The organism is Pelagibacterium sediminicola, from assembly GCF_003390885.1.
GTDB lineage: Bacteria > Pseudomonadota > Alphaproteobacteria > Rhizobiales > Devosiaceae > Pelagibacterium > Pelagibacterium sediminicola.
Map to the genome: position 1 here is coordinate 44,607 of NZ_QMEL01000010.1, position 24,280 is coordinate 68,886.

A 24,280-nucleotide genomic window follows, 5' to 3' on the forward strand; every position below is an offset into this window, starting at 1 on the left:
AATATGAGCGCCGCATTGAGAACAGCATATCTCAGTGCCAGAGCCGAGCTCGCTGCCAATCAGAACATTGTCCGCCTGGCATGTGGGGCAGGTAGCCACGCGGTCGGAAAGTTCGGAATACGCCATGGTCTCCTCCGTCGCGCGGCGAAGGTCTGTCTTTTCCTATCTTCGCCCACCAGCTCGCCGCACCAGCCAGCAGGAAGGCAGCTTAGCGCGCAATTGTGACATTGGCGAATCATCTGGACCTGCTCGGGTGGCGCGGTCTGTTTCTCGGGGGTGATGAGGTGCTGCTCATCACCCTCGACAAGCAGAGTTTGAGGCGGTTGCTATGAGGTAGCGACGGGCCGATGAGCAATCGTCGCCCGCCTCAATCCGCTTCCTGTCTGTGGCGGGTGGCGCGCCGGGTAAGCGTCATCGTGAACACCTCCCACAGCGCAAGCGTACCGGCGGCAGGATGACAGTTTGAGGCGGCTCCTACCGAAAGGGTGGAGTAGCGAAAGCAGGCGGGCTCTTTTGAGCTTAAATGAAGATGCTGCCGTCCCGCCTCAATCCAGTTGTTGCAAATTTTGCCACAACTGCCCGCCGGTTCGCCAGCGGGCTTTTTCTTTGAGACGGGCGCATATCGTTCGATTGCGTGAACCCTTGAGCCGCGTCCGTCTCAATGCCTCTCAACCAATCGCAGGAGAAGGGCGCGCACAGTAGGCACGCCCCTCCGAGAGCTATCAGCAACCGTGCATGAATGTGCATGTCCAAGCATGGATGGTGGCTAGAGCGGCAAGCGCTTGGAGTGCCATCAACCCACACCAGATCATGCGTTTGGCAAAATGAGCCATCGCAAACAATCTCGTTGAAGTTCAGGGTGATGGCAGTGGCGAACTGCCGCGTCGGACGAAGCGCTTTATATCGCCAAAGGAGCGTCCAGAACGGCAATATACGGCGAAGCAGAGATGTCGACAAGGCCGTTTTGCCACCACGGAGGGATCATGGGTGACGTTGATCGGGTGATTGCTAGTTTATCCAATGACGCCAAGGCAGTCGCGGCCTCATTCTTCCCGCATCTTCCCAGCCGCGTGACCTTCCACATGGTCGAGTGCCGTCCCGGCGCCCGTTGCCAAGCGGGTCTTGATGAACTGGTTGCGGCTGGCCTTGTCGCCAAGGAGCCTATTGAGGGCTTCGCGGGCGCGGCGGAATACAACGCTGTTGCCGACCTGTCCGAATGTCACAAGTGGCAGATGGGGCGTCTTCTTTCCGGCGAACTGGACAAGGACAGCTTCAAACTCTGGGAGAAAATCCCGGTCCCTGCATTCTAGCCCCCTTCATCGCCGCCCGTCCTTTCTCAGGTGAAGCGGCATAACCCAAGAGGCACAGGTATGGCCAAGATGGAATCCCTCAAGATAACCGTCGACTCCGAGCAATTCCGCGCCGATATCAAGATGATGGTGGATGAACTGGTAGAGCAAGCCACGGCATCCCTTGATGCGCGTATCCGAGCGATCGTGCGGCACGAGATGGCCGATCCTCGCCGCCGATAACCCATGGCCCGCCTCAAGACCATCAAGCCCATGGTGGCAACGCTCAAGCCTCAGCTCACTGCTACCGTCCAGCATGAGACCCCACGCCTAAGAGGCAGGGCCGGCGTCAAACAGCGTCACCGCCGTATGCTCCGCACCAACTACATGTGCGAGCTTTGCCAAGCTAAAGGCATCATCACCATCGCCACAGTAGTGGATCACATCGTCCCCCTGGCTCTTGGCGGCACAGACGATGACAGCAACACCCGCAATCTGTGTGATGAGCATCACCGCATCGTAACGGCTGAACAGTTCGGGCGAGATGCAAAGCCGACACCGGAGCGATACCGACGCCGCTGACCGCGATCGAGCCAAAGGTTAAAACATGAGGATCATCGAGAAGTCCCGTGGCTACTTCCGCGGCACACATAAGGGCGCCACTATCGAGATAGAGCGCGACAACGACATCCCCGACCGCAAGTTTTACATCCGCGTCACGCATGCGGATGGCGGCCTGATGTACGATGGCTACTCGCCGGAGGGTATCGAGACGATGGCTCAGGCCAAGGTCGAGGCTGTCCGAGGCGCCTGTCTTTAGGGGGGGGTGGTCGAAAGCCTGAAAACCGGGCCGAGCGGACACCCGCGCCCCCTGCACGCAGAGATTTTTTCCTCCTTATAAGTTTGCGGCTGCAAACCAAGGTGCAAACCAGTGACCAAACCCAACAACAAAAAGCCTATCGACTGGGCCGGGATCGAGCGTGACTACCGCGCCGGCGTCATGGGTGTGCGCGAGATTGCCCGCTGGTACGGCGTTTCCGATACCGCGGTTCACAAGAAGGCCAAGGCCGAGGGGTGGACCCGCAAGGACAAGCCGAAGGGGCCGTTTCAGGAGCATCGTGAGAAGCGTGCCCAGGCGGTGGAGATTATTCAGCCCGCATCGGTTGAGCCGGAGGCGCTGTCGGATCGCGCCAGAGGCATTGCTGGCCGGCTCATGGACGAGCTCGAAACGGTCACCGCCCATGTGGGTGAGCTTGAGGACATGATCTGTTCCGAGGAAGGCGACCCGCGCCGGCGGCAGGCGCTGCTCAAGGCCGTGTCGCTTGCCGAGCGATCTACCATATTGAAGAACCTTACCGCGTCCCTCAAGACCGTGGGTGAGACTGCGGACGGCGGGAAGGGTGGCAAGAAGGCGGCGCGGCAGGCGCGGGCGGAAGGCGCAGCGAGCGGAGGCAGTAAGTTCGCTGCTCCGAGTGCACCAAAGCTCGTGGTGGATAACAAGCGGTGATCTGGAGCACGGCCTGCCCGGACTGGGCGGAGCGGATCGTTGCTGGTCGGTCGCTGATCCCGAGCAAGCCGCTGTTCCCGGACGAGGCGCAAGCGGCGCTCGACGTGTTCAAGGCGCTAAGGGTCGTGGATGCGCCCGGACGACCGACGTTTGGCGAGGCGGGCGGGCAGTGGGTCTTTGATTTCGTTGAAGCGGTGTTCGGGGCCTATGATCCGGAGACGGGAAGCCGTCTCATCAATGAGTTTTTCCTGTGCGTATCGAAGAAGAACGGGAAATCGACCATTTCCGCTGGCATCATGCTGACGGCGCTTATCCGCAACTGGCGTGAATCGAACGAACTGATCATCGTTGCGCCAACGATCAAGGCGGCGGATAACTCGTTCAAACCCGCTGCCGACATGGTGCGCGCTGATCCTGATCTGAACGCGGGCGAGGAAGGGTTCCTGCACATTCAGGACCATCTGCGGACGATCACGCATTTGAAGACCGGTGCAACGCTGCGGGTGCTGGCGGCGGATACAGGGACGGTGGCGGGCAACAAGGCCGCGTTTGTCCTGGTCGATGAGCTTTGGGAGTTTGGATCCAAGAAGGGCGCTGACGCTATGATGCGGGAAGCGGCGGGCGGTCGTGTGGCGCGTCCCGAGGGCTTCCTGATCTCGATCACGACGCAGAGTGATGCCCCGCCGGCGGGAGTGTTCAAAGACAAGCTCGATTATGCCCGGCAGGTACGGGACGGCGAAATCGAAGACAAGAAATTCCTGCCGGTGATCTACGAGTTTCCACAGGCGATGATCGACAGCGAGGCTTACGCCAAGCCGGAGAACTACTTCATCACCAATCCCTATATCGGCCACACCGAATGGGGGCGGGAGTGGATTGCGGACGAGCTCGACAAGGAGCGGGCCAAGGGGCCGGAGACGCGAAACGTCTTTCTGGCCAAGCATCTGAATATCGAGATCGGGATGAACCTGCGGGCCAATCGCTGGCCCGGTGCAGACTTCTGGCCGATGCGGGCGGATACGGCAATCACGTATGAGACGCTGCTCGATGAGTGTGAGGTGATCGTGCCGGGCATTGATGGCGGCGGCCTCGATGACCTGTTCGGCCTTACCCTGCTGGGGCGGCATAAGGCAGCGCGCGACTGGTGGGCTTGGTCCAAGGCGTGGGCGCACAAGGGTGTGCTGGAGCGGCGGAAGTCGATCGCGCCGCGGCTGCGTGATTTCGAAAAGGCCGATGAATTGATTATCGTCGATGATGAGTTGGAAGACATTTCCTCAATCATCGAGATCATCAGCGAGATCAAGCAGCGCGGAAAGCTTGGGCCGGTCGCGGTTGACCCTGCGGGGCTGGGCGAACTGCTCGAAGCGCTCGATGAGATCGGCGTGACGCAAGAGGCCGGGTTGCTCGTTGGCGCACCGCAGGGCTTTGGCATGATGAACGCGATCAAGACGGCGGAGCGTAAGCTGGCTAACGGAACGCTGCGCCATGCCGGTCAGGACCTGATGGCGTGGTGCGTGGGCAACCTCAAGATCGAACCAACAGCAACGGCGATCCGGGCGACGAAACAGAACGCCGGTGACGCCAAGATCGACCCGGCCATGGCGCTGTTCAACGCGGTAACCGTGATGATGCGGAACCCGGAAGTGAGTGGTCCTTCCGTTTACAAATCGCGCGGCGCACTGGTCCTTTAGGAGAACGCAATGGCATTTTGGAGCGGATGGTTCGGGGGCAAGTCGTCTCCGGCCTCGCAGCCTCGTGCGTCCTTTCAGGACAGTGGCGGCGGCATCGTCATCAGCACGTCCGAGGAGCTTGAGGAAGCCCTGCGCGGGGGAACGGTGACGGCTTCAGGCACGCGCGTGACGCCGGATAGCGCTATGCGTGTTGCGGCGGTGTATCGCTGCGTCAGTATTATTGCCGGCGCTGTCGCCACGCTGCCGATCGACATCATCCGCAAGGTGGATGAGCGAACCCGAGAATCGGCTTCGGATAATTCGGTCGCCCGTATCTTCAGTCGCAAGCCGAACGGATGGCAAAAGCCGGCAGTGTTCCGGCGCATGATGCAGGCGCATCTTCTACTGCGCGGCAATGCCTATGCGCTGATCGTGCGATCGCGGGGGGAGGTGCAAGCACTCGTCCCGCTTCATCCAGATCGAGTCGCTTGCAAGCAGAACGACGATCTGACGCTGGAATACACCTACACCCGCAAGGACGGTCGCAAGATCAAGCTGCCACAAGAGGAAGTGTTTCACCTTGTCGGCCTGACGCTGGACGGGGTGCATGGCGTTTCCGCGCTCACCTACGCTCGCGAAACCATCGGCCTGTCCCTCTCGATGGAAGATCATGGAGCGAGCGTCTTCAAGAATGGTGCCCGCGTCTCGGTGGTTCTGAAGCACCCGAACAAGCTGGGCCCCGATGGTGTCGCGAACCTGCGGTCCAGTCTCGATGAGTTCCGGGCTGGCGGCGAAAAAGAAGGTCGAGCACTCATCCTCGAGGAGGGGATGGACACCGGCTCGCTGTCCATGACGGCAGAGGATGCGCAATGGCTGGAGGGTCGAAAGTTCAGCCGGACTGACATTGCCATGTTCTTTGGTGTTCCGCCGCACATGATCGGTGACACAGAGAAAAGCACCAGTTGGGGCACAGGCATTGAGCAGCAGTCCATCGGCTTTGTGACGTGGACGCTCGAGGATCACCTGACCATGTGGGAAGAGGCCATCACTGTCGACCTTCTCGACGATGAGGCCCTGCGCGCGAAATTCAATCGCTCAGCGCTGGTCAAGGGCGACATCAAAGCCCGGTGGGAGGCCTACGTCAAAGCGCTTCAGTGGGGTGTGTTCTCGCCCGATGACGTACTTGAGCTGGAAGACCGTAACCCACGGGCGGACGGCCTGGGCGGCCAGTTCTATGATCCGCCGAACACGGCCGGCGGCGACAAACCTGAAAAGGATGGTGGCGATGAGCCTGCGCAAACTGCCTGAAGCCAAGACGTTTCAGCGTCCGCAAAACTTCCAGTGGGACGCCCCAAGCGATGTGCTGTCAAAGTGGGCCGAAACGCCCGTGGTCGCAGCGTCAGGCGACGATACCACCATCACCATGTTCGAGGTGATCGGCGAGGACTGGTGGACGGGCGGCGGGGTGACGGCCAAACGCATTTCGGCCGCACTGCGCTCGATTGGCGAGAAGGACGTTACGGTCAAGATCAACTCGCCGGGCGGCGACATGTTCGAGGGCATTGCGATCTACAATCTGCTGCGCTCGCATCCTGCCAAGGTTACGGTCGAAGTGCTTGGCTGGGCGGCGTCGGCTGCGTCGATCATCGCCATGGCAGGTGACGAAATCCGTATGGGTCTTGGCACGTTCATGATGGTCCACAACGCGTGGGGTGTCGTGATCGGCAATCGGCACGACATGCGCGATGCGGCCGACCTGTTCGATGGCTTCGACAGCGCTATCGCTGACATCTACGAAGCGCGGACCGGCATGAAGCGGGCCGAGATCGTCAAGCTGATGGATGCGGAAACCTTCATGGGGCCGACCGATGCGGTCAAGAATGGCTTTGCCGATGTCGTAGATGATGCAATCGAGCAACCGGAAGGCGAAGCGAAAAATATGGACCGAGGGCTGATGGCCCGCCGGCAGACCGAAGCCGCGCTGGCAAAAGCAGGCTTCCCCCGAGACAAGCGCTCTGAACTCCTTGTGGAGATGGGCGTTTCAGCGGCCCCGCGTGATGCAAGCCGCAACCCCGCCGCGCGTGATGCAGGCATAGACAAGGCCGCTGTCCAGCGGCTCATCGAAACCATACGGTCATAGGAGACAATCATGACCATTGCACTGAACACCCGCGCCCGCGGGCTGGTCGGCGTGCGCGCGGAAACGAGTGACGCGACCAAAATTCTGGCCGAGCTGCAGAAGACCTTCGAGGACTTCAAGGCCGAACGCGACAAGGAACTGGCCGACATCAAGGCCGGCATGGCTGATGTTGTGCAGACAGAAAAGGTCGATCGCATCAACGCCGAACTGGGCAAGCTGACCAAGGACATCGACGCGGTGAATGCGGCGATGGCCGCGATCAAGGTTGGTGGGGCCGGTGGCGTCGAAGACGAGGCCGTTGCTGCCCACGCGGCCGCGTTCAACACCTGGTTCCGCAAGGGCGACCGGGCCATCGACGCGGACATGCGCGAACTCGAGGTCAACGCCAAGATGACCACGCAGTCCGACCCGGATGGTGGTTACCTCGTCCCCGAGGAAACCGAGGCTGGAATCGACCGCGTTCTCGGCACGGCTTCGGTGATGCGGCAGCTTGCCCGCGTCATCTCCATCGGCACCAGCACCTATAAGAAGCTGGTCAATATGGGTGGGGCCGGCGCTGGCTGGGTCGGTGAGGAAGAAGCGCGCCCCGAAACGGATACGCCGACCCTTCGCGAGATCGCCATCAACACGGCGGAACTCTACGCCAATCCGGCCATCACGCAGACGGCACTGGACGATGCTCGCATCGACATCGCGGCCTGGCTGGCAGATGAAGTGTCGATCGAGTTTGCGGAGCAGGAAGGCGCGGCCTTTATCACTGGCAACGGCGTGAACAAGCCTCGCGGCCTGCTCGCCTATGATACGGTGGCGAACGCCTCCTATGCATGGGGCAAGCTCGGCTATGTCGCTTCGGGCAAGGCCGGGGACTTCGCGGATGCCTCTGCCACCGTCAGCAAGGCCGATGCGCTGGTCGACCTCTACTATGCGCTCAAGTCCGGCTACCGGAATGGTGCGTCGTGGCTCATGAGCGATGCGGTGATGGGTACCGTCCGCAAGTTCAAGGATGCCGAGGGCAACTTCCTCTGGGCACCTCCGACCGCCGCGGCGGGCGTGGCCACCATCCTGGGCAAGCCGGTTTACAACGACGACAACATGGATGCTGTTGAAGCCGGCAAGTTCCCGATCGCATTCGGGGATTTCAATCGTGGTTACCTGATTGTCGATCGTTTCGGCGTCCGGGTTCTGCGCGACCCCTACACCAACAAGCCGTTCGTGCATTTCTACACGACCAAGCGCGTGGGCGGCGGGATCGTGAACTTCGAGGCGATCAAGCTGCTCAAGATCGCCGCTTCCTGACGATAATTTGCGGGCGGCCTCGGTCGCCCGTTTCTTCATCATTCCATCAATAGGAGAGATCCATGAAGGACGGAATTTCCGGCCTCGGCCTCGCGCAGACCCTTGCGCCAGCCGTCGTAACGGCCAACGGCAATGGTACTGCGGTCGACCTGCAGGGCTTCAACAGTGCCACGCTGGTGGTCAACACCGGAGCGATCGCTGGTGACGGGCTCTACGCCGTCAAGCTGCAGGAATCCGACACCACAACCAGCGGCGATTTTACCGACGTTGGCGCCGGTGACCTGTTGGGCGAACTGCCCGACGCCCTCGATGCAAACTCGGTTTACAAGCAGGGATACAAGGGCACCAAGCGCTATGTCCGCGCCGTCATCACCAAGACCTCCGGCACTTCGATCGCCGCCGGCGCGGTGATCCTGCGCGGTCATCCCTACGACGCGCCTGTCGCGTGATCGGACGGGGCGGTCTCGGCCGCCCCTTTCTCATCTGTGAGGTAACCCATGCAGCACGCCCCGGTTCTTGTATCGCCGCCTGACATGCTCCCTGTGTCGCTCGATGAGGCAAAGCTCCATCTGCGCGTGGACAGTGATGACGAAGATCATCTGATTGGCGGGCTCATCGAGGCGGCAACGGCTTATCTCGATGGCTGGACCGGCATTCTCGGGCGCTGCTTAGTGGAACAGGAATGGCGGCAGGACTTTGATGGCTTTGCGCGCGAGCTGTGCTTGCCTCTCGGAGCGGTCAACAGCATCGCCACGGTCACCTGGCGCAACGCAGCGGGGCAAGTCGGTACCGTGCCCAGCGCGCGCTACGACCTGCGCACCGATGCGTCCGGGCGCGCGATCGTGCGCTTTGACGCTGATTATGAGTTCCCGCGCGATCTGCACGAAAGCCGCGCTGTATCCGTCACCTACAAGGCTGGATGGCCGACGATCCCGGCTATCCCCGAGGACGGCGATACACCAGCAACACCGGCGCAGTCTACCGTTCCTGCACCCATTAAGGTTGCGATCCTGCTGATGATCGGTCACGCATACAAGAACCGTGAGGCGGTGACCTCTGGTAACGCTACTTCCCTCCCCCTTGGGTTTGCCGCGCTTACTGCGCCCTATCGCCGGGCGCAAGTGTGATGGAAGCCGGCAAACTCGACCGCAGGGTCAAGCTGGAACGCTGGGGCCTCACCCGCGACGAGTGGAATAACCCCATTGAGGGCTGGACCGTGCTCTCAAGGCCATGGGCTTCGAAATACGATGTTTCGGACACCGAACGTCTACGCGCTGCCGAGATCGGCTCGACCCTCACCACGCGGTTTGTCATCCGCTGGTCCAAGAAAGTGGCGGACTTCAACACCAAGGACCGGCTCACCTGCGAGGGGATGACCTATGACGTGGTGGGCGTCAAGGAACTCGGCCGCCGCGAGTATATAGAGATCACCGCTGCGGCCCGGTCCGACCTGTTCAATCCGACGCCCGCACCGGAGCCCGGGCCATGAAGCCGGTGAGAGTGAAGGTGATCGGTCTCAAGGAAACAGAGGCCGCACTAAAGGCGCTCAATGAGCAGGTGGGCACGGGCAGGGCGGCGCGCAATGTCGGCCTTCGTGCCCTTCGTGCCGGCGGCGAAATCCTCGCCAAGGAAGCCCGGCAGCGCGCCCCGAAGTTTGATCTGCACCTGAGCGAGAGCATCGACGTCTCGACCCGGCTCACGAAGTCGCAGCGGGCCAAGCACAAGAAGTTTGCTCCGGTCGAGATGTTCGTCGGCCCCAACAACCCGGCGGCCATCCCGCAGGAGTTCGGCACCTTCAAGGAGCCGCCACAGCCGTTCATGCGGCCGGCGTTTGACGCGACCAAAGGCCAAGTTCTGAAGAGAATTTCGGACACCCTCATGGTTGAGGTCGAGCGAGCAGCTAAGCGTGAGGCGGCAAAGGCTGCGCGTCTTGCGCGGAAAGCGGCAGGAGGTAAGTGATGCAGAACGTTCTTGCCTCCCTCTTGCTATCCGATACCGCCATCAAGAACATCGTCGGTAACAACGTCGATTGGGATGTATCGACCCAAGGCGCCACGGGGCCGCGCATCATCATGTTCGTGATTTCGGAGCCTCGCGTTTACCGCATGAAGGGCGAGGTCAAGCACTACATGACGCGCGTTCAGTTCGATTGCCGCGCCAACACAGCCCTTGCCCGCCGCCAGCTTGCCGATGCGCTCGATGCGTTCCTCTCTGGCTACAAAGGCACCTATCAAGGCTACCGCTTCGACGGGTGCTTCAAGGACAATCACCGCACCCGCTTCGACATGGACGGTGGCACGCGCTGGTTTCAGGCGCAGATTGATTACCGCATCTTCTGGGCGCCTGCTTGATGTTTCTGGTCTGTTCTGTAAACTGATCGGGCCGCAACGGTGGTGGTACACCGCGCGGCCCTAACCATAACCAACACGAGCGAGGTGTCGGAATGGCTGAAAAAGCCATAGCGCAAACCAAGGTTTGCACCAAGTGTGGCGTTGAGAAGCCGCTAATCAATTTCTGGAAAGCAGCAGGCAGGCCGTTAGGTGTTTGCAGCCACTGCAAGGATTGCATGAGGGCTCGCAACAAGAAATGGCGGGACAAGAACAAGGAGCATCTGCGCCAGTACCGTCTCGATAACCCGGAGGTCTTCATCGCCGCTACAAAGCGGTGGCGCGAGAGGAACCCTGAAAAAGTTCAGGCAATCGAGGCAAGGAGGGTGCGCGACCCTGCAAAGCGGCGAGCGTACAATCAAGAATACTGGGCGGCGAACAAAGAGCGGCTTAGTGCGGAGAATCGGAAAAGGTACTGGGCCAGCCGCGATGCCCGATTGGCATATCGGGCGAAGTGGGTAGAGGAAAACCCCGATATCCAGCGCCAATGGATCGAAAGAAACCGGGAAAAGGTGAGGGCAGCCGATCGTAGGCGGCGTTCAACCCCTAAGGGGCGCATTGACGATCGCATGTCCTCCAATATTCGGCAGGCACTACGGCAGCGGAAGGGTGGCAGGCGCTGGGAGAAGCTGGTCGGGTACTCTCTGTCGGATTTGATGGCACATCTTGAGAGACACTTTCTCGATGGTATGAATTGGGAGAATGTCGGGGAATGGCACATCGATCACGTGATCCCAAAATCAGTATTCAACTACGAGGACGCCCACCACATCGATTTTCGCCGTTGCTGGGCGCTCGATAACCTTCGGCCATTGTGGTCGACGGACAACATGAAGAAGTCGAACAAGATCGACGCACCTTTTCAACCCAGCCTGCCGATCTAGTCGCGGGCGATCACAACCAAGGCTCGAAGCCGTCCCGTAGTGGGGCGGCTTTTTTCATGGAGAAGCGACAATGACTGATTCAATGATCGGATACCTAACGGGCTACCGTATCTGGGACCCTTCTGGATTGCCGTCCCCGAATTACTTCGATGTTGGTGAGGTGTTTAATGTCACACCCGGCGAGGCATCGTCTGATCGGGTAGATGCTACGCATATGAAGTCCCCCGGTCGGCGCAGAGAGTTCGTGAATGGACTAATAGATTCCGGCACCGCCAGTTTTGAGGTCAACTGGATCCCTGGAAACGGCACGGACGAGTTCCTGCGCACTCACTTTGAGGCGGGTGACACGCGCAATCACCAGATCGAATTTCCGAATGGCGTCATCGTGACGTTCCCGGCGAGCATTACCGGTTACAGCAAGGCGGTGCCCCTGGATGACCGTCTAACCGCTACGATCGAGGTCAGCGTCAACGGAGAGGAAGTCTGGTCCGCTGCGTCCGCACCCACCAACATTGCTTTGCCCGCGATTTCCGGGCTCGCCAAGGAAGGCGAAACCCTCACCGCATGGGAGGGTATCTGGACCGACAGCCCCAGCTTCGCTTTCCAGTGGCTGGCGGATGGCACCCCGATCCCCGGCGCGACCTCGAGCAGCTATACGCTTGACGGCACCTATATCGGTGACCCGATCACCGTGACGGTGACGGCCACCAACAGCGCCGGGTCGGACACTGCGACCAGTGTTTCCACGGCAAATGTGGCGGGGGCTTAATCCATGGCGATCCCGACAAAGGGCGAGCACACGGTAACGGTGGGGGCGGGTGAATTCACGCTCGCCTTCACCCTCGGGGCCTGCGCGGCAATCGAGGGCCAGTTCGAGGGGCGGGGCCTGCAATCGATCCTTGCTGATGTGCAGGGCGACGATCCCAAGGTCACGACGCTACTTGTCATCATCTGGGCCGGGCTCAAGAAGCACCACAGCCTCACCCTCGATGAGGTTGGCGATCTTGTGACGATGGAGGAAGCCCCGTTGTGGGGCGAGGCCATCGCCAAAGGGCTGGCGTCCGGCAGTTCGGAGGCGCGAGGCGAGGCAAACCCTCGCAAGGCAGCGAAGGCCCGATAAATTGGCCCTCGCTGCTGGCGGCATGGATCGAGGTCGGGCAAAGCCCTGACACATTCTGGGACATTTCCTTTCGTGAATATCAGGCCGTGATCGACGGGGCACTGGCTCGAGCCAAGACCGAGCGGGCCCTTGCGATGTCGATCGCGTGGCACACGGCAGCGTTCCAGCGATCCAAGCGAATGCCCAAGCATAGCGCAGTTGTGGACGAGCCTAAGCGTCGGGCGGGTGTTCTGTCGCCCGATGAACTGCAGGCAAAGGTCGCCGCGTGGCTGGCGAACAGAAAGAGGCGATGATCAATGGCAACCGTTGGTAATCTCAAGGTCGATCTTGGCCTCGACTCTGCGGCGTTCGACGTTGGCATCAAGAGTGCTGGCAAGGGCATGGACACGCTGGCCAAGCGGGCTGCAGTCATGGGAGCGGCCATTGCGGCTGCCGTGACCGCTGCGGCTGGTGCGTTTACCGCCATCGTTCTGAAAACCTCCGAGGCCGCCAAGGCTACTGGCGACATGGCCGACATGCTCGGCCTCAATGTCGAGGCACTGCAAGAGTTGCGACATGCTGCCGACCGGGGCGGCATGGGGATGCAGAACTTCGATGTGGCCATGCGTCGTTTCATCCGCCGTTCGGCAGAGGCGGCCAACGGGACCGGTGCTGCGAAGGGCGCGTTCAAGGAACTTGGCATCGAGCTTCGCACCACTGACGGCAGGCTCAAGGATAGTGAAGCGCTGCTGGCTGAAGTGGCAGACGCCATGGAGGGCGTTCAAAGTCCCGCTGACAAGCTGCGGCTGGCCTTCCAGATGTTCGACACGGACGGGGCCAAGATGGTCAACGTCCTGGCGGGCGGTTCGGAAGAACTGGAGCGGCTGCGCGAGGAAGCCCGAAAGCTCGGCATCGTGCTCGATGAGGACACCATCCGGGCGGCACAGCGGTTTCAGGACAACCTCGACACGCTGCGCAAGGGTGCCGAGGCTTTTGCCAATCGCCTGACGAGTGCGGCGCTTCCCGCGTTCGTCGCCATCACCAATGCGATGATCAATTTCTCGGCTCATACCGGCGATATCATCAGCGCCCTTGTCGAAGTGGCCCGATATGCCGGGGTGGCCGTTGCCGGGATTGCGGGTTTTTTTGCACCGGCCATCCTTTCTGGACTGGGGGCGGTATCGGTAGCCATCGGAACGACGATGGTGGGGGCGGTTCGCGCTTTAACCGCTGCCATGCTGGCGAACCCGATGGGCCTTCTCATTGCTGGCATTTCGGCGGCGGTCGCCGCTGCGTTCATCTTCCGGGATGAAATCAAGCAGATCATTGGCGTGGACCTGATCGAGGTAGTGACGGCTGCCGCCAACCGAACCATCGCGGTGTTCGAGGGCGCGTATAACGCGGTCATTGATCTCTGGCAGAATTTGCCGCAGGCGTTCTCCGGTATCGGCAAGATGGCTTGGAACAGCTTCATTGCCGAGTTCGAGAAGCCTGCACTGACGGTCACTATTGGCGGGCGCGAATTTGAACTGCTGGGAGGCTTGAACCTCTCCGGCCTGAAGGCCGAATTGAGCGAAGGGGAAGAGGCCGTGCTCGGCTCGGCTTTCGCGAAATTCAACGACACAGTGGCAGAGGGCCGAAATTATATCGGTGAGTGGACAGCCGCCCTTGGTTCGGCATGGAACACGGCTGAGGGGACGCGCACATCCTTTGATGCGCTCGCCAACAGTCTGTCCGATAGCAGCGGGGATGGCGGCGTTGCTGGGGCTGCCAAAAAGACCAAGGAAGCCCTCTCCAAGCTGGGCGACATCGGCCAGCAGGTAAGCAACAAACTGGCCGACAGCTTTACCGACATGCTCATGGCCGCCATCGAGGGCGGCAAGAACCTCGGTGACATGATTGGCTCGTTGATCAGGGACCTCGGGCGCATGTTCATCCATCAGGGCTTTCAGGCTCTGCTCGGCATGGGCGGCGGAGGCTTGTTCGGTGGCCTCTTCTCCGGCATCGGCAAGCTGTTCGGTTTTGCGCGGGGCGGCACGATCCTGCCGGGCGGAGCGGGTGGCATCGATAGCCAGCTCGTCATGTTCCGCAAATCGCCCAATGAACGCGTCGACATCACCAAGCCGGGGCAGACGCTGACCAGTGGTGACGGGCCGCAGAAGCTTGAGATCAACGTCAACGTGGAAGGCGCGCGGGGCAATATGGAAATCCAGCAGATGGTTTCGGTTGGCGTGGCACAGGGCCTCAAGACGGTCGAGAAGAACATCGGCAATCTGGTGACCGACTGGCAGATGAGGAACGCGTGATGGCTCTTGTCGCCACGTCATGGCTGCCTGCGATCTTTCCTCGCGCCGGACTGTTCTTTCTCGAGAACCAGTCCAGTTCGGGCGGCGTCTCGATCCTCGGCAATGAGCAAGTGGTCGTTGCACCATCGTCACGATGGCGGGCCCAGTTTTCGATGCCAGTCGTCACTGAAACCAGTGTGCTCGCATGGCGGGCCTTCGTCGCTGGAATGGGCGGGCGAGCCGGAACGGTACTGGTGCCGAAGTGGGAGGCCTACGGGCCGCGCGATGCCAATGGGCGGCGCTTCGAGGAACTGGCAACCGCGCTCTATGGCGACGACGCGCTGTTCAAAGACGGGACAAACTTCGACCTTTCCGGCTTCGCTCAGGACGATACACCGGTATACGCCAGCCTTTCCGCGCCTGCTGCGCTCAACGCCACCCAGATCGCGGTTGAGTATGGGCCGGGGATCGATGGTTTGCGACCAGGTCAGTATTTCAGCATCGGCCATCGGCTCTACGTGGTCACCCAGGCCTGGCAGGAAGCGGATGGCGCACCCACGCAGATCAGGTTCTCGCCATGGCTGCGCGAGGACGTGGAGCAGGGCACGCCAGTCATCATCGATCGCCCGGTTTGCCTCATGCGCTTTGCGCAGGACGCGACGGGCGAGCTTGAGCTTGACCTAGGCCGCTGGGGGCAGGGGCAACTCGAATTCGTTGAGAGCTTCTGAATGTCCTTTTTCCCGCAGACGATACAAGCCGCAATGGCCAAACGGCAGATCGGTGCGGCCTTGCTCACCTTTGCCGATTTCCGCGAAGTGCCGCGCCGCTGGTGGCCCGGACATGGGCTACTCAGGGCTGGCGGGCACGATTGGTTGGGCGCCGGCGAATTCATCAGCATCGAGGGCCTTGAGCAGCCCATTGGCACGCGGGCACCCAAGATGACGTTCACGCTGTCCGGTGTGGACGCAACGATTGTTCAGATGGCGCGGCAGGCCTCGGACCGGGTCAAGGACCGGCGCATCACAGTCTATATCCAGTTCTTCGACGTAACGCCTGACGATGCAGGCAAGCAGCCCTGGTCCTTGCTCGATAGCCCCTATGCGCTTGCCACCGGCATCATGGACCAGATGAGCTACACGCTGGAAGGGGCGGACCGGCGCACTGTGACGCTCACTGCCGAAAGCCTCTGGGTCAACCGTCGCCGCCCGCCCTACGGCTTCTGGACCGACCGCGACCAGAACAGTCGGTTCCCCGGCGACCGGGGATTGGAGCAGGTGGTCAACCTTGTTCAGAAACAGGCCCGGTGGCCGGTCTTTTGATGATCCGCCCCGCCCGTTCGCCCGATTTGCCCGCCGTCCTTGCGATGGTGCGCAAGCTGCATGTCTCGACCCGGCAGATGGCGCCGTTCGATGACGACATAACCATGCGAACCCTGCTGCACCTGATGACCGGATCGCGGTCCCTTCTGGCCGTGTCCGAGGGCAGGGAAGGGCTCAACGGCTTTGTCGCGGCGACAGTGGCTTATGGGTCCGTATCGACCGTCCCATTTGCGCAGGAGCATGGCTGGTGGGGCGAGGGCGGCTCTGGCCTCCGGCTGCTCAAGCACTACGAGCAATGGGCAAAAAAACAGGGGTGCCAGTTCGCCCGCATGTGCACGCCGCCCCACAACGCGACGGCGGCGACCATTCTGCGCAAGCGCGGCTACGTGCACGCGGAATCTGTCTGGGTAAAGGCGGTCTAGATGTTCTTTGGGGTCCTTACCGGCATTGCGATGCACATCACGCTGTTTGCTGCGAACGTGCTCGGCATGTCGTTCGCCGCTGCCTATGGCGTTGGCCTGCTTGCGGTTGGGGCGGGGCTGACCGCACTCGGGGCGCTGGCGACCGGTGCCTTCGGCGCGCAACCGGCCATGCGCACGCCGCAGGCCCAGGCCGTGGTCAATCAATCGACCGGGCCCCGCGTCCGTGGCTACGGCAAGGCGCTACTCGGTGGGACACGTGCGTTCTGGGACAGCAAGTCGGGCGACCTTCATCAGGTCATCATGATGCATTCGGGCGAGATCGACGCCATCGAGCACATCCGGGTTGGCGATATCGTCGCCAGCCTGAATTCTAACGGGGACGCAACCAATGGCGCGCTGTCGTGGGATGGCAATCGCGCCGTACGCATCCGCCAGCATCTGGGGACGGCCAATCAGTCCGCCGACAGCTTGATGACGGGGGCATGGTCTGGCGTATGGACCGCCCAGCACAGACTGCGCGGTATCGCTTATATGGTGGCCCGGTTCCGGTCCCCGCCAGCCGAAGAATACAACAAGATTTTTCCCGAGGGTGCACATACGCCGGTCCGTGCGCTATGTCGCTTGACCAAGATATGGGACCCGCGCACCGACACGACTGCATGGTCAGACAACGCGGCGCTTTGCATCCTCGATTATCTCACGCACCCGGACGGTTACCGGCGCTCGATCGACGACATCGATATCCAGAGCTTTGTCGACTTCGCCGATGTGTGCGACGAGAGCGTGCCGCTGGCCGGGGGCGGGACGGAAAAGCGCTATCGCCTCTGGGGTGTCTACAGCCTCAACGACGAGCCGCAATCGGTGCTGAGCAAGATGCGGGCAGCGTGCGATGCCGAGCTTTACCAGACTGCCGAGGGCAAGATCGCCATTCGCGGCGGGACATGGACAACGCCGACCGTCACCATCGCGCCCGAAACCATCCTTGGCCACACCATGGATCAGGGCAACAACCGGTTCTCGGCCTTCAATGAACTCAAGATCATGTATACGAGCCCCGAGCACGACTTCCAGACCATGGAAGCGCAGGCGTGGATCGATCTGGCTGACCAAGCCGAGCGCGGCCCGATCCCGTCCGACCTTGATCTTGATTTCGTGCCCTCGCCCTCGCAGGCGCGCAGGCTGGCCAAGATCCACATCGCCAAGTCCAATCCGCGCTGGAAGGGCCGGGTGGTCGTTAACCTCACCGGGCTCAACGCATTGGGCGAGCGGGCGGTGCGCATCATCATGCCCGAACTGCAAATCGATGATGCGTTCTTCATTTCCGGGTTCAATATCCGGCCCGACCTGACGGCGGTTGAGCTCGAGGTCATTTCCATCGCGCAGGCCGCCTATGACTGGACCACGGCAGAGGAAGGCCAAAACCCCGCCATCCCGCAAGAGACGACGCCTGATCTGGAATTCCCGGTGCCGCAGAACCTCGCTCTTACCGCGCCAGCGGAAGGCGAAGTTCTCTCCACGGTGGATGATCCGGGCCGCGACGGGCTGACGCTGCAGGTCCAGATCAGAGCAGGGGCGGGGGCCAACTGGCTGGCCATGGAAACCCAGCCCGATGGCCTGACCGCCCTCATCACCGGCCTGCCACCGGGCGCATATCAGGCTCAGGCCAGATGGCTAGGGCCGCAGAACACCGCAGGCGCATGGACCTTCCCCTACGCCGAGATCGACACCACCGAAGAACCCTGACCGCCCCCGAGGCGGCTTTTTTATGCCGAGGTATCGCTATGGCTGAAACTGCTCAAGAAATTGTCGAAAGAGAACTGCGCGAGTTCAAGCGCTATACCGGCGATGGCCTGCCCGGTGAGCCGGTCAATGCGCCGCTGCCCGTGGGCGACCCGCAGTCCGGTGTTCATAACCCCAAAAAGGTTAATCTGCGTAAGGCCATGTTGGCGCCGTTGGAGGAAGCTGCCCAGAGCGCGAGCGATGCCAAGGATGAAGCCGATAGGGCGGAGGGAGAAGCAGATCGTGCCGAGTCTGAGGCCGACCGCGCAGAGAATGCAGCCTCATCGTTCATCGAGGTCGCTACGAACTTCAAGACCGTCGCGGCGCTGCAAGCTGACGAAACGATGGGCTACGCTGGGTCTGGCAAGGACGTTATCGTTGGTGAGGGCGATATCATCACCGCCCAAGGCTTCCGCTATGAGGTGGCGGCAAGCGATGCGACGGACGCGCATGTCGAGACGGCGGGCGGGGTGAAGTTGTGTGTTCTTGCTTCGGGTTCGCTAGAATTTCATCTGGCCGCATTCGGACTAGATGGGCTTACTCCATCCGAAAAGACAGCAAGATTTCAGAAAGCTCTAGATGCGGCTGAAGGCGGGACGCTCCATGTTGGTCCCGGAGAATATGAGCAAACTGAAGCGTTTGAGATTGGGAGTAATACCACATTAATTCTTGCCCCAGAAGCGACTGTGATGCGCAGTGCAGCCTACAATAACATGATCCGTAATAAGTCGGACGGGGTTGCCGGTGGGTATGAAGCCGCCCAGGATATTCATATAATTGGGGGCGTTTGGGACGGCAATATGGATAACTATCCGACTGCGGCGACCATTATAGCGTTTGGTCACTGTCGAAACGTGTCGGTTCAAGGGGCTAAGATTTTGAATGTCCCGGGTCGTTGGCACGCAATTGAACTAAACGCCGTCAAACGTGGGCGTGTCCTAGATTGCTACATGGACGGCGGGGGTAATGACGACATTCTGGGAGAGGCTGTCCAGATTGACGCCATGATCGATGACGAGCCTTTCCCTTGGTTTGGTCCGTATGACGAGACGGTATGCAATGGCATTCTAATAGAGGATTGCACGATCACCAACTGGGCAACGGGGATAGGCACCCACAGCGCAGTATCAGGAACCGCTCGTCACGAGAATATCAAAATCTTCAACAACTCCATTTCGTTCAGCCGCGTAGGCGTGTCGATGTACGGCTGGGCAGGCGTACATATTAAAGATAACCGCATTATCGGCTCAACGGGAGCGCTAGATGACGATGTTTTGCAGGTTGGAATTCGTTCGTTGCCTGTCGGTGGCAAAAACCAATCCGATTACAAGATTGTCGGCAATACCCTCCTGAACATCAACAGATCAGCCAGCAGCTCTACCGCCATTGGAGCGCGGGCGGTGTCACTGTCTGGGGTGGAGGAAAGCGAACTCCTTGCTAACGTGTGGATACACGACAACTTTATCTACGATATCGGGAGGCACGGGATTGCCCTCGACTTCTCAAACCGCGCCCATGTCTATGACAACAATATAGTTATGGGGGCGGCAGGCTCTCGCGCGATATATCTGTACGGGGGCAAAGACGCTAAAGTCCACGATAACGATTGCATCGGCGGCGGGGGCATTAACCCGCTTATCTCCGTCGTAACGTCGGGTGCTTTCGTAGCAACGAGGAATAATGTCGTGAACAATCGTGTTAGCGGGGTGATACAGGTAGGCGGGGAGAACGCCATCGTCACTGGCAACAATTGCGCTGCGCTCACCACGGGCGGACTCGTTACAGGAGTGATTAGTCCGAATATTGTTGCCGGTGTGGCGGTTTAAGATGACTGTCTGGCGGCGTATGGCTAGCGCGCCTGCAACCAGTCAGTGTAGATCCCATCAATCCCCTGAGCGTGGAAAAAGGCCTCTGCTTCGTCAATATCGTTTATGGTATGAACATAGGTCGAAATTCCAGCGTCACCTAGCAGTGTAGGAAGTTCGCCAACGGCTCTGACGGTAGGCATGGTGACTGCAAACAAGTCCATATCCGCAACCTCCTGCAATACCTGATCGGGGGTGCCTGGATACTGGTAAAGGGTCCAAATTATCTCATTGAAGCCGAGTGCTTCCGCCACGGGGAACTCTTGAGGCTGGTATATCTGCGGAACAAAGCGCTCTGCGAACTTCGGGTCCAGCTCAGAGATAAGCTCAAGCCCCCGAAGGTTGTCCTCTTTTATGTCCGTAACGATTTTTTTCGTGGGGTTGGCGTCTAGCCAAGTGATTAGGCTTCTGATCGTGCATGAAGTGATGCCGGAGTGCGCCTTGACGGCTTGCAGAAACTCAGGGGTGGTCGGCGGCGGGTCATATTCTCTCCCCAACCACAACTCGGCGCTGTGAGCCCAGTCGTGTATGCAGACCAATTCGCCATCTGACGCCCAAACAAAGTCTATCTCAAATAAGTCATAGTGATTGGCGTTGGCATCAAGAGCTTCATGAGAATTAGTATAAGTTTGCTCGTTATACCCCCCACCGGCATGCGCGATACGGGGCAAACTCTCGCCGCTATTGGTCTGTGTTGACCACCATAAACCCAACACCCCCAGCCCAATCAGCATGACTACAGCCACGCCTAGAACCTTTATTAATTTCATGACAGCCCCCTTAGCACGTTAGACGGGCTTTTAGTCTGTGAAGCATGCTGCCGCAAGGTGCGCGCCGCGCCGCACCCCACCCCAACGGCACCCCCACCTACCTGACACACAGACATAGGAATGAACAATGGCACGTGAGAATTTCGCGGGCGCGCTTGCTGGCGTGCTGGTACATGAGGGCGGATATGTCGACCACCCAAAGGACCCCGGCGGCGCCACCAATATGGGTATTACGCACCGGGTCTTGGCCGAATGGCGCGGCAAGTCCACGCGCGAGGTCAGCAAGCAGGACGTTCGCAATCTCACCAAGACCGAGGCCGGCGCTATCTACCGTGCCCGGTACTGGAACGAAATCAAGGGCGATGATCTGCCGGCTGGCGTTGACTACGCCGTCTTCGACTTCGCGGTCAACAGCGGGCCAGCGCGCGCCGCCAAGTTCTTGCAGCGCATTGCGGGCGTGCCACAGGACGGCAGGATCGGACCCGTGACCCTAGCTGCGGTTCGATCTGCTGACCCCGGAACAACCATCATCCGATTGTGCGATGATCGCCTTGCATGGCTCAAGACACTTTCGACCTTCTCCACATTTGGCCGGGGATGGTCGCGAAGGGTGGGGGAGGTCAAGATTGACGCGCTCGCCATGGCCGGGGTGATGCCCCGCATGCCCGACGATCCGGGCGTCGATCCCGCCCCGCCCGACAAGGCTCCGGCCAGTCCCGGATTGATCTTCGCAGCAATCATCATCGCAACCGCCCTCGTGGCGGTTTTTCTTTTGACCCGATAGGAGGTTTCCATGGGTTTTCTCGCTTCTTTCCTTCCCATGTTTCTCGGCTGGCTCGCCCGTCGCGCGCTCGAACTGGGCGGCATCATCATCGCCGTCGAACAGGTCCAGCCCGGCGCGTTCTCGGAGATCATGCTGACCCTCGCCGCACTGTTCACCGGACAGTGGCACGAGGTCTCGCTTGGCACGCTGATCGGCATTGCCGGAACCGTCGGCGGGCTGATCTGGAATGGCCGCGCTACTTTCAAGCGCCCGGTGCTGACCGAAGCCGAGGCCCGCGCTATCGCCGGCTATCACGATGGTCCCATCGAGCGACGGCATCGGTAAGCAGGAGGCGGAGTAATGACCGAGGCCGAAATCAAGAAAATCGTCGCTGAAACCGTTGTCGAGACGTTGATCCGTCTCGGCGTCGATGCGTCAAACCCTATCGAGGTCCAGAAGGATTTCCAGCACCTGCGGGCTTGGCGAAACTCAATCGGCACGGTCCAGAAGCAAAGCCTTGTCACCGCCGTCGGTGTATTGACAATCGGGGGACTGGGGTTGATCTGGCTCGCCATTACAAAGGGCGGTGGCTGATCAGCGCAGATCGAACACCACTCTCCTGATGCGCATCAGAATATCAATCCAGTGGAGTGGCAACCTGATCGCGTGGCTGCTTTCGGCCGCGCGCGATCCGCTCGCGGTGGGGGATCGGATCAGGGGGAAGAAAAGTAGACGCTCTGCTATGGAGGGCTTGTGTGTTCACCGCCATTTCCAATTAGCTCGCGGCGATCTCCCCAAGCGATCTTCCCGCAGTAGTGATCACGAGCTTGTCGTCCGTGCGATCCGCCAAACCCCGCGAAATGAGGAACGCTACCGCTGCCTCGTTATCGGTTCCGTACAACGAGGTTATCGGGACCGCACCTTGGTTCAGATCGCGCAATAAACTGTATGAATAAACAGGAATGTGCTCGAGCATTGGTCGATCGGCCCGGAGACCTTGGCGGTCTGATTTTGAAATGTCCGGTCGCATCAAGTCCGAAGCTTCGTGGGTAAAAGTCAAAGCTTCTATCCAGGCCGAAACGGCCATAGGGATATCCGATCGGTCGCTGAGCCATTTCTCGACCAATTCGGGTTCGACATTGAGACCTTCCGCCAGTGTCGCAGGCCCCCATTTGATCGTCTTGAGGCAGATACCCAGTCTCTTGCCGTACATGGTTCTGGTTTCCATCGCTAAGTTCCGGCTAGGCGGCCCCGCCTTCGTTCTCCCACGCCAATTCTGGCGGCAATGACGGCAAGGGGGCGGAGAGCCTCGGTGTGATTTTCTGCCGTTCCATCCAGTTCCTGACCATTATGTCGGCTTCGGACATCGTGCGCCCGCTTCGGTCCTTCACCATCGTCGCCAATTGCGGCTCGGACGAGATCATGGTCAGGTCAAGTGGGGTCAGAAAGGGCCACTCTTTACGAGCTGAGCTGCGCAGTGAGGTCTTTCGCTTGGACGCGGCAAGCGGCTCGCCGGATTGGTAGGTGAACATGTCAATTCTCCTACGAGACCGGGCGAACAAGCGTTCTAAAGGGCGGGATTGTAGGAACCGGCGCCGAGCCTGCGTTCTCGTCCATCTCAAGTCGTGATAAGCAGCCTGTTTTACAAGTAAGGTGTACTGTCGTAAAACGCGAAGGGTGCCAAAGCACTCGATGGCAGCCGCTTGTTGCCAATCACTCCATGTCCGGCACCGGCCCGAAACTGAAAAGAACCTCGGGCTCGCCATACTCTCCGATATCTGGCTTAGCCTCGCGAGACCAGGCGATGACGGCGGGATAGGCGCCGACCATGGCCTGCGCCTCCCGCTTTGCCCTATCCTCGCTCTGGTATTCGCGCGGATCGAACGCCGGGCGCAATCCGCCTTCTCCATCGTCCTCGAAGGCCATGACGACGATCAGCTTTGTCGGTGCGGTGGGTTTGTCGGTCAACCGCTCAACCTCTACTTACGGGGCATTTTCTTCAAGCGCTCAGCGGTCAGTTGAAGCGCAAGCCGTGCTGCCTTTAGACGCTCGGGCTCTGCCAAGTCAGGCTGCCTGACGCGCTGACTGTCTCCCGTAATTTCGCAGCGCTTCCGCATTTCCTTGATAGCGGAAGGTGTAACGAAATCCCTTTTGCCAATTCTCTCAATCACCAGCCGTCCGCGGCGCGACTCGGCCCTCAAGGTCGACGGCGATATGTTCCCGCGAAAGATCAAGTCGCAGGCTTCTTGAAGGGTCAATGGGGTGTCGTCGTTGAGATCAGTCATTCTTCCTGGGTGGGATGTGCAAGTCAGCACCCGCCTCCTGCTCCATGCGTCGGTAATCTGCAGCCAGTCGCTTTGCGGCCTCCATCGCCTCCGGCACGTCGTCGCTCCTAAAGCCGCCCATTTTGCTGCGCTCCTCAAAAATCGCCCAGCACAAACGTTTGATATCGAGCTCGAGGGGTGCGCCGCTTCTCATCTCGGCAAGAGCTTTGTCATCTAGTTTTGTATCATCGATAAAGTGGGAGATTAGGTGCATGGCCAGCTGCATCAAGGGTGTTTCGTCAGCGATAATCCCCATCTGGCAAAGGCGCCTGATAGCTTCTGCCCTTGTGCGAATGCGATTTTCAAAACCCCAATCATCGATAGCCTTGACTTCACTGGGCGTCATCAAAAGTTGGACACGCTCAGTCTTATTCTCGGTTTCCTCAGTCATTTTTGGCTCCTGCTACACTCCGACGTAATCGCACTACACAGCTACTAGCGCAATATGAGCATATATAGCTTGACGCTCAATATGCTCATA

32 protein-coding genes are annotated in these 24,280 nt (G+C 60.0%); 26 read left to right on the forward strand and 6 right to left on the reverse strand.

Annotated elements, in window-relative coordinates; genetic code table 11:
• The first annotated feature begins 983 nt into the window (after positions 1-983).
• The 23 genes from DQG18_RS13920 (at position 984) to DQG18_RS14030 (ending at position 19,903) form a co-directional block, all read left to right on the forward strand.
• Positions 984-1,310 carry a hypothetical protein gene (locus DQG18_RS13920; RefSeq protein ID WP_116654857.1) on the forward strand — a complete coding sequence of 109 codons (327 nt, stop codon included), beginning with the start codon at positions 984-986 and terminating at the stop codon, positions 1,308-1,310.
• Positions 1,311-1,370: 60 nt separating this feature from the next.
• A complete protein-coding gene (locus tag DQG18_RS16215; RefSeq protein ID WP_157970184.1) occupies positions 1,371-1,532 on the forward strand; it encodes a hypothetical protein in 162 nt (53 codons plus the stop codon).
• Between the two features lie 3 nt (positions 1,533-1,535).
• Entirely contained in the window at positions 1,536-1,871 is a 336-nt protein-coding gene (locus DQG18_RS16360; protein ID WP_198669778.1) for an HNH endonuclease, read from the forward strand.
• A 25-nt stretch (positions 1,872-1,896) separates the two neighbouring features.
• The gene (locus DQG18_RS13930; protein WP_116654858.1) at positions 1,897-2,109 is read left to right on the forward strand and encodes a hypothetical protein; all 213 of its coding nucleotides are present in this window, start codon (positions 1,897-1,899) and stop codon (positions 2,107-2,109) included.
• Positions 2,110-2,220: 111 nt separating this feature from the next.
• Positions 2,221-2,796 carry a hypothetical protein gene (locus DQG18_RS13935; protein ID WP_116654859.1) on the forward strand — a complete coding sequence of 192 codons (576 nt, stop codon included), beginning with the start codon at positions 2,221-2,223 and terminating at the stop codon, positions 2,794-2,796.
• A complete protein-coding gene (locus tag DQG18_RS13940) occupies positions 2,793-4,487 on the forward strand; it encodes a terminase large subunit (RefSeq protein WP_116654860.1) in 1,695 nt (564 codons plus the stop codon). The genes DQG18_RS13935 and DQG18_RS13940 overlap by 4 nt, the downstream gene beginning before the upstream one ends.
• A gap of 9 nt (positions 4,488-4,496) precedes the next feature.
• Positions 4,497-5,774 carry a phage portal protein gene (locus DQG18_RS13945; RefSeq protein WP_116654861.1) on the forward strand — a complete coding sequence of 426 codons (1,278 nt, stop codon included), beginning with the start codon at positions 4,497-4,499 and terminating at the stop codon, positions 5,772-5,774.
• Positions 5,752-6,606 carry a head maturation protease, ClpP-related gene (locus tag DQG18_RS13950; protein WP_116654862.1) on the forward strand — a complete coding sequence of 285 codons (855 nt, stop codon included), beginning with the start codon at positions 5,752-5,754 and terminating at the stop codon, positions 6,604-6,606. Before DQG18_RS13945 ends, DQG18_RS13950 begins: the two co-directional genes overlap by 23 nt.
• 9 nt (positions 6,607-6,615) lie before the next feature.
• Positions 6,616-7,902, forward strand: a complete 1,287-nt coding sequence (locus tag DQG18_RS13955; protein WP_116654863.1) for a phage major capsid protein — start codon at positions 6,616-6,618, stop codon at positions 7,900-7,902.
• Between the two features lie 62 nt (positions 7,903-7,964).
• Positions 7,965-8,351, forward strand: coding sequence for a hypothetical protein (locus tag DQG18_RS13960; RefSeq protein ID WP_116654864.1), 387 nt, complete (start codon positions 7,965-7,967; stop codon positions 8,349-8,351).
• Positions 8,352-8,399: 48 nt separating this feature from the next.
• Entirely contained in the window at positions 8,400-9,029 is a 630-nt protein-coding gene (locus DQG18_RS13965; RefSeq protein ID WP_116654865.1) for a head-tail connector protein, read from the forward strand.
• On the forward strand, positions 9,029-9,391 hold the full coding sequence (locus DQG18_RS13970) for a phage head closure protein (protein WP_116654866.1): 363 nt from the start codon (positions 9,029-9,031) through the stop codon (positions 9,389-9,391). The genes DQG18_RS13965 and DQG18_RS13970 overlap by 1 nt, the downstream gene beginning before the upstream one ends.
• The gene (locus DQG18_RS13975; RefSeq protein WP_116654867.1) at positions 9,388-9,861 is read left to right on the forward strand and encodes an HK97-gp10 family putative phage morphogenesis protein; all 474 of its coding nucleotides are present in this window, start codon (positions 9,388-9,390) and stop codon (positions 9,859-9,861) included. Before DQG18_RS13970 ends, DQG18_RS13975 begins: the two co-directional genes overlap by 4 nt.
• A complete protein-coding gene (gene gp17, locus DQG18_RS13980) occupies positions 9,861-10,253 on the forward strand; it encodes a tail completion protein gp17 (RefSeq protein ID WP_116654868.1) in 393 nt (130 codons plus the stop codon). The genes DQG18_RS13975 and gp17 overlap by 1 nt, the downstream gene beginning before the upstream one ends.
• 92 nt (positions 10,254-10,345) lie before the next feature.
• A complete protein-coding gene (locus tag DQG18_RS13985) occupies positions 10,346-11,173 on the forward strand; it encodes a hypothetical protein (protein ID WP_157970185.1) in 828 nt (275 codons plus the stop codon).
• Positions 11,174-11,243: 70 nt separating this feature from the next.
• A complete protein-coding gene (locus DQG18_RS13990; protein ID WP_116654870.1) occupies positions 11,244-11,942 on the forward strand; it encodes a phage tail tube protein in 699 nt (232 codons plus the stop codon).
• Between the two features lie 3 nt (positions 11,943-11,945).
• A complete protein-coding gene (locus DQG18_RS13995; RefSeq protein ID WP_116654871.1) occupies positions 11,946-12,293 on the forward strand; it encodes a GTA-gp10 family protein in 348 nt (115 codons plus the stop codon).
• Positions 12,294-12,589: 296 nt separating this feature from the next.
• Positions 12,590-14,578 carry a phage tail tape measure protein gene (locus DQG18_RS14005; protein ID WP_116654873.1) on the forward strand — a complete coding sequence of 663 codons (1,989 nt, stop codon included), beginning with the start codon at positions 12,590-12,592 and terminating at the stop codon, positions 14,576-14,578.
• Positions 14,578-15,285: a hypothetical protein gene (locus tag DQG18_RS14010; protein WP_116654874.1), complete on the forward strand. Its 708-nt coding sequence runs from the start codon at positions 14,578-14,580 to the stop codon at positions 15,283-15,285. The genes DQG18_RS14005 and DQG18_RS14010 overlap by 1 nt, the downstream gene beginning before the upstream one ends.
• The gene (locus tag DQG18_RS14015; RefSeq protein WP_116654875.1) at positions 15,286-15,876 is read left to right on the forward strand and encodes a hypothetical protein; all 591 of its coding nucleotides are present in this window, start codon (positions 15,286-15,288) and stop codon (positions 15,874-15,876) included.
• A complete protein-coding gene (locus DQG18_RS14020) occupies positions 15,861-16,298 on the forward strand; it encodes a GNAT family N-acetyltransferase (RefSeq protein WP_157970186.1) in 438 nt (145 codons plus the stop codon). The genes DQG18_RS14015 and DQG18_RS14020 overlap by 16 nt, the downstream gene beginning before the upstream one ends.
• The gene (locus DQG18_RS14025; protein ID WP_116654877.1) at positions 16,299-18,041 is read left to right on the forward strand and encodes a phage tail protein; all 1,743 of its coding nucleotides are present in this window, start codon (positions 16,299-16,301) and stop codon (positions 18,039-18,041) included.
• A gap of 38 nt (positions 18,042-18,079) precedes the next feature.
• Entirely contained in the window at positions 18,080-19,903 is a 1,824-nt protein-coding gene (locus DQG18_RS14030) for a right-handed parallel beta-helix repeat-containing protein (RefSeq protein WP_157970187.1), read from the forward strand.
• Between the two features lie 23 nt (positions 19,904-19,926).
• Here DQG18_RS14030 and DQG18_RS14035 read toward each other — a convergent pair whose 3' ends face one another.
• Positions 19,927-20,712 (reverse strand): PI-PLC domain-containing protein, encoded by a 786-nt coding sequence (locus tag DQG18_RS14035; RefSeq protein WP_157970188.1) that lies wholly within the window; start codon positions 20,710-20,712, stop codon positions 19,927-19,929.
• Between the two features lie 127 nt (positions 20,713-20,839).
• Here DQG18_RS14035 and DQG18_RS14040 point away from each other — a divergent pair, with 127 nt between their 5' ends.
• From DQG18_RS14040 to DQG18_RS14050, 3 genes are read left to right on the forward strand one after another with little or no spacing between them, the layout of a single operon-like run.
• Complete coding sequence (locus DQG18_RS14040) at positions 20,840-21,496, forward strand: glycoside hydrolase family 108 protein (protein ID WP_116654880.1); 657 nt, start codon at positions 20,840-20,842, stop codon at positions 21,494-21,496.
• Positions 21,497-21,505: 9 nt separating this feature from the next.
• Positions 21,506-21,820, forward strand: a complete 315-nt coding sequence (locus DQG18_RS14045) for a hypothetical protein (protein ID WP_116654881.1) — start codon at positions 21,506-21,508, stop codon at positions 21,818-21,820.
• Positions 21,821-21,835: 15 nt separating this feature from the next.
• A complete protein-coding gene (locus DQG18_RS14050) occupies positions 21,836-22,069 on the forward strand; it encodes a hypothetical protein (protein ID WP_116654882.1) in 234 nt (77 codons plus the stop codon).
• Positions 22,070-22,250: 181 nt separating this feature from the next.
• Here the strand turns inward: DQG18_RS14050 and DQG18_RS14055 are convergent, their stop codons facing one another.
• The 5 genes from DQG18_RS14055 to DQG18_RS14075 all read right to left on the reverse strand — a co-directional run bounded on the left by DQG18_RS14055 (position 22,251) and on the right by DQG18_RS14075 (position 24,190).
• Positions 22,251-22,703: a hypothetical protein gene (locus DQG18_RS14055; protein WP_157970189.1), complete on the reverse strand. Its 453-nt coding sequence runs from the start codon at positions 22,701-22,703 to the stop codon at positions 22,251-22,253.
• A gap of 13 nt (positions 22,704-22,716) precedes the next feature.
• Positions 22,717-23,007: a hypothetical protein gene (locus tag DQG18_RS14060; RefSeq protein ID WP_116654884.1), complete on the reverse strand. Its 291-nt coding sequence runs from the start codon at positions 23,005-23,007 to the stop codon at positions 22,717-22,719.
• A 181-nt stretch (positions 23,008-23,188) separates the two neighbouring features.
• Positions 23,189-23,443, reverse strand: coding sequence for a hypothetical protein (locus DQG18_RS14065; protein ID WP_342771505.1), 255 nt, complete (start codon positions 23,441-23,443; stop codon positions 23,189-23,191).
• An 11-nt stretch (positions 23,444-23,454) separates the two neighbouring features.
• Positions 23,455-23,760, reverse strand: a complete 306-nt coding sequence (locus tag DQG18_RS14070) for a hypothetical protein (protein WP_116654885.1) — start codon at positions 23,758-23,760, stop codon at positions 23,455-23,457.
• Positions 23,753-24,190: a hypothetical protein gene (locus tag DQG18_RS14075; protein WP_116654886.1), complete on the reverse strand. Its 438-nt coding sequence runs from the start codon at positions 24,188-24,190 to the stop codon at positions 23,753-23,755. The genes DQG18_RS14070 and DQG18_RS14075 overlap by 8 nt, the downstream gene beginning before the upstream one ends.
• Positions 24,191-24,280: the final 90 nt, after the last annotated feature.

Excerpts from the sequence above, each read along its gene's own strand:
- DQG18_RS13920 (WP_116654857.1), top strand. The coding sequence starts at position 984 with ATGGGTGACGTTGATCGGGTGATTGCTAGTTTATCCAATGACGCCAAG.
- DQG18_RS16215 (WP_157970184.1), top strand. The coding sequence starts at position 1,371 with ATGGCCAAGATGGAATCCCTCAAGATAACCGTCGACTCCGAGCAATTC.
- DQG18_RS16360 (WP_198669778.1), top strand. The coding sequence starts at position 1,536 with ATGGCCCGCCTCAAGACCATCAAGCCCATGGTGGCAACGCTCAAGCCT.
- DQG18_RS13930 (WP_116654858.1), top strand. The coding sequence starts at position 1,897 with ATGAGGATCATCGAGAAGTCCCGTGGCTACTTCCGCGGCACACATAAG.
- DQG18_RS13945 (WP_116654861.1), top strand. The coding sequence starts at position 4,497 with ATGGCATTTTGGAGCGGATGGTTCGGGGGCAAGTCGTCTCCGGCCTCG.
- DQG18_RS13950 (WP_116654862.1), top strand. The coding sequence starts at position 5,752 with ATGAGCCTGCGCAAACTGCCTGAAGCCAAGACGTTTCAGCGTCCGCAA.
- DQG18_RS13955 (WP_116654863.1), top strand. The coding sequence starts at position 6,616 with ATGACCATTGCACTGAACACCCGCGCCCGCGGGCTGGTCGGCGTGCGC.
- DQG18_RS13960 (WP_116654864.1), top strand. The coding sequence starts at position 7,965 with ATGAAGGACGGAATTTCCGGCCTCGGCCTCGCGCAGACCCTTGCGCCA.
- DQG18_RS13965 (WP_116654865.1), top strand. The coding sequence starts at position 8,400 with ATGCAGCACGCCCCGGTTCTTGTATCGCCGCCTGACATGCTCCCTGTG.
- DQG18_RS13970 (WP_116654866.1), top strand. The coding sequence starts at position 9,029 with ATGGAAGCCGGCAAACTCGACCGCAGGGTCAAGCTGGAACGCTGGGGC.
- DQG18_RS13975 (WP_116654867.1), top strand. The coding sequence starts at position 9,388 with ATGAAGCCGGTGAGAGTGAAGGTGATCGGTCTCAAGGAAACAGAGGCC.
- gp17 (WP_116654868.1), top strand. The coding sequence starts at position 9,861 with ATGCAGAACGTTCTTGCCTCCCTCTTGCTATCCGATACCGCCATCAAG.
- DQG18_RS13985 (WP_157970185.1), top strand. The coding sequence starts at position 10,346 with ATGGCTGAAAAAGCCATAGCGCAAACCAAGGTTTGCACCAAGTGTGGC.
- DQG18_RS13990 (WP_116654870.1), top strand. The coding sequence starts at position 11,244 with ATGACTGATTCAATGATCGGATACCTAACGGGCTACCGTATCTGGGAC.
- DQG18_RS13995 (WP_116654871.1), top strand. The coding sequence starts at position 11,946 with ATGGCGATCCCGACAAAGGGCGAGCACACGGTAACGGTGGGGGCGGGT.
- DQG18_RS14005 (WP_116654873.1), top strand. The coding sequence starts at position 12,590 with ATGGCAACCGTTGGTAATCTCAAGGTCGATCTTGGCCTCGACTCTGCG.
- DQG18_RS14010 (WP_116654874.1), top strand. The coding sequence starts at position 14,578 with ATGGCTCTTGTCGCCACGTCATGGCTGCCTGCGATCTTTCCTCGCGCC.
- DQG18_RS14015 (WP_116654875.1), top strand. The coding sequence starts at position 15,286 with ATGTCCTTTTTCCCGCAGACGATACAAGCCGCAATGGCCAAACGGCAG.
- DQG18_RS14025 (WP_116654877.1), top strand. The coding sequence starts at position 16,299 with ATGTTCTTTGGGGTCCTTACCGGCATTGCGATGCACATCACGCTGTTT.
- DQG18_RS14030 (WP_157970187.1), top strand. The coding sequence starts at position 18,080 with ATGGCTGAAACTGCTCAAGAAATTGTCGAAAGAGAACTGCGCGAGTTC.
- DQG18_RS14035 (WP_157970188.1), bottom strand. The coding sequence starts at position 20,712 with ATGAAATTAATAAAGGTTCTAGGCGTGGCTGTAGTCATGCTGATTGGG.
- DQG18_RS14040 (WP_116654880.1), top strand. The coding sequence starts at position 20,840 with ATGGCACGTGAGAATTTCGCGGGCGCGCTTGCTGGCGTGCTGGTACAT.
- DQG18_RS14045 (WP_116654881.1), top strand. The coding sequence starts at position 21,506 with ATGGGTTTTCTCGCTTCTTTCCTTCCCATGTTTCTCGGCTGGCTCGCC.
- DQG18_RS14050 (WP_116654882.1), top strand. The coding sequence starts at position 21,836 with ATGACCGAGGCCGAAATCAAGAAAATCGTCGCTGAAACCGTTGTCGAG.
- DQG18_RS14055 (WP_157970189.1), bottom strand. The coding sequence starts at position 22,703 with ATGGAAACCAGAACCATGTACGGCAAGAGACTGGGTATCTGCCTCAAG.
- DQG18_RS14060 (WP_116654884.1), bottom strand. The coding sequence starts at position 23,007 with ATGTTCACCTACCAATCCGGCGAGCCGCTTGCCGCGTCCAAGCGAAAG.
- DQG18_RS14070 (WP_116654885.1), bottom strand. The coding sequence starts at position 23,760 with ATGACTGATCTCAACGACGACACCCCATTGACCCTTCAAGAAGCCTGC.
- DQG18_RS14075 (WP_116654886.1), bottom strand. The coding sequence starts at position 24,190 with ATGACTGAGGAAACCGAGAATAAGACTGAGCGTGTCCAACTTTTGATG.